Annotated in this window: 2 protein-coding genes; both read left to right on the forward strand. The window is 68.6% G+C overall.

Going from position 1 to position 2,265, the window contains the following annotated elements; genetic code table 11:
- Window positions 1–45: 45 nt before the first annotated feature.
- Window positions 46–795, forward strand: coding sequence for a bifunctional 2-polyprenyl-6-hydroxyphenol methylase/3-demethylubiquinol 3-O-methyltransferase UbiG (gene ubiG / locus WCJ52_RS12800; RefSeq protein ID WP_336903690.1), 750 nt, complete (start codon window positions 46–48; stop codon window positions 793–795).
- Between the two features lie 37 nt (window positions 796–832).
- On the forward strand, window positions 833–2,265 hold a 1,433-nt coding region (locus WCJ52_RS12805), incomplete at its 3' end, for a long-chain fatty acid--CoA ligase (protein ID WP_336903689.1).

Raw genomic sequence — 2,265 nt, forward strand, 5'->3', positions numbered from 1 at the left:
GCTTTCCCCTGTTCAGGCCACCGGAGCCTCTGGTATGTGCCCCCCATGGCCGAGCCCCGCTCCAGCATCGATCCCGCCGAAGTCGAGAGGTTCTCTCGCATCGCCGCCGAATGGTGGGACCCAAAGGGCAAGTTTGCCCCCCTGCACCGTTTCAACCCGGTTCGCCTGTCCTTCATCCGGGAGACGGGGCTGGCTCACTTCGGCCGGGACGGTGCCGGTCGCCAGCCCTTCGAAGGCCTGAGGCTGCTCGACATCGGCTGCGGCGGGGGGCTGCTGTCCGAACCCATGTCGCGCCTGGGGTTCGAAGTGACGGGGGTCGACGCCTCCGAGCGCAACATCGGCACGGCCCGGACCCATGCCGAACAGACCGGTGTTCCCGTCACCTACCTCGCCTCGACCGCTGAGGCCCTAGAGGCTGAGGGAACGCCACCCTTCGACGTGATCCTCAATATGGAGGTCATCGAGCACGTGGCCGATCCGGGCGAGTTCCTGCGTACCTGCGGGCGCCTGCTGGCGCCCGGCGGCCTGATGGTCGTGGCGACCCTGAACCGCACCCTCCGGGCCCTGGCCCTGGCCAAGATCGGGGCGGAGTATGTCCTGCGCTGGCTGCCGGCCGGTACCCATGACTGGCGCAAGTTCCTGACTCCCGAAGAGCTGCGGGGCTTTCTTTCCGCCGAACCACTGGACATGCAGGGGCCTTTCGGGGTGAGCTTCGATCCCCTGTCAGGTGTCTGGCGGCTGTCGATGGACTCCGGGGTCAACTACATGATGACGGTGACGCGCCGGGCGGAGTGACCCTGCGGCGCGCCATCCCGTCGGGAGGGAAGGGCGCATGCTTGGATTGATGATGGACAGGCCCCTGACCCTGCCCTCCATCCTGGAATACGCGGCGGCCTGGCACCCTGGCCGCGAGATCGTCACCCGCACCGTCGAGGGGCCGATCCACCGGTATGGCTATGCCGATGCCCTTGTACGGGTGAAGCGTATGGCCAACGCACTGAGAGCGCTGGGCGTCGGCCCTGGCGACCGTGTCGCCACCCTGGCCTGGTCCACCCACCGCCATTTCGAGCTCTACTACGCCGTCAGCGGCCTGGGCGCCGTCCTGCACACCATCAATCCCCGGCTGCATCCGGACCAGGTGGCCTGGGTCGCCAACCATGCCGGCGACAGTCTGTTGTTCTGGGACATCACCTTCGCCGACCTGGTTGCCGAGATCGGCACCAAGCTCGAGACGGTGAAGACCTTCGTCGCCCTCACGGACCGTGCGAACCTGCCGAAGGGCGCGCCGGCCGGCACCCTGGTCTACGAAGACATCCTCGCAGGTGCCGACCCGGCGTTCGACTGGCCAGAACTCGACGAACGGCAGGCCTCGGCCCTTTGCTACACCTCGGGGACCACGGGCAATCCGAAGGGCGTGCTCTATTCACACCGCTCGACCGTGCTGCACGCCATGGCGGTGATCCAGCCGGACTGCTTCGGTCTTGGCGCCGCGGACGCCATCCTGCCCTGCGCCCAGATGTACCACGCCAACGCCTGGTGTACGCCCTATGCGGCGCCCCTGGTGGGGGCCAAGCTCATCCTGCCGGGACGGCATCTCGACGGGCCCTCCGTCTGCGATCTTGCGGTGGCCGAGCAGGCGACCTTCCTCCTGGGCGTGCCGACCATCTGGGTGGGCGTGCTCGACCATCTCGAGGGGACAGGCCAGGCCCTCACCTCGGTCCGGACCGTGGCGGTGGGTGGCTCGGCACCGACGGCCTCCCTGATCTCCCGGGTCCAGGACCGGCTGGGGGCGGATGTCCGGCAGATCTGGGGCATGACCGAGACCAGCCCCCTCGGCGTCATCAATACCCCCCTGGCCGTCCATGCCGGCGAGACCGCCGAGGCGGCCCTGGTCCGCAAGCAGCGCCAGGGTCGGGCCAACTGGGGCGTGGAACTCCGGATCGTCGGCGAGGACGGGGCGATGCTGGCCCACGACGGGCGACAGTCGGGTGCCCTTCAGGTGCGGGGCCCCTGGGTGGCCTCGGCCTATTTCCGCAACGACGGTGCGGACGCCTTCGGCGCCGACGGCTGGTTCGACACCGGCGACATCGCCGCCATCGATCCCGAGGGATACCTGCGCCTGACCGACCGGGCCAAGGACGTGATCAAGTCCGGCGGCGAGTGGATCTCTACACTGGACCTTGAGGACGCAGTCTCCTCGCATCCTGCCGTCGCCATGGCCGCCGCCATCGGTGTCCCGCATCCGAAGTGGGACGAGCGTCCCCT

Source organism: Phenylobacterium sp. (assembly GCF_037138395.1).
Classification (GTDB): Bacteria; Pseudomonadota; Alphaproteobacteria; order Caulobacterales; family Caulobacteraceae; genus Phenylobacterium.

What these genes read in the sequence shown, in the direction of transcription:
- ubiG (WP_336903690.1), top strand. Translation starts at nt 46, where the DNA reads ATGGCCGAGCCCCGCTCCAGCATCGATCCCGCCGAAGTCGAGAGGTTC.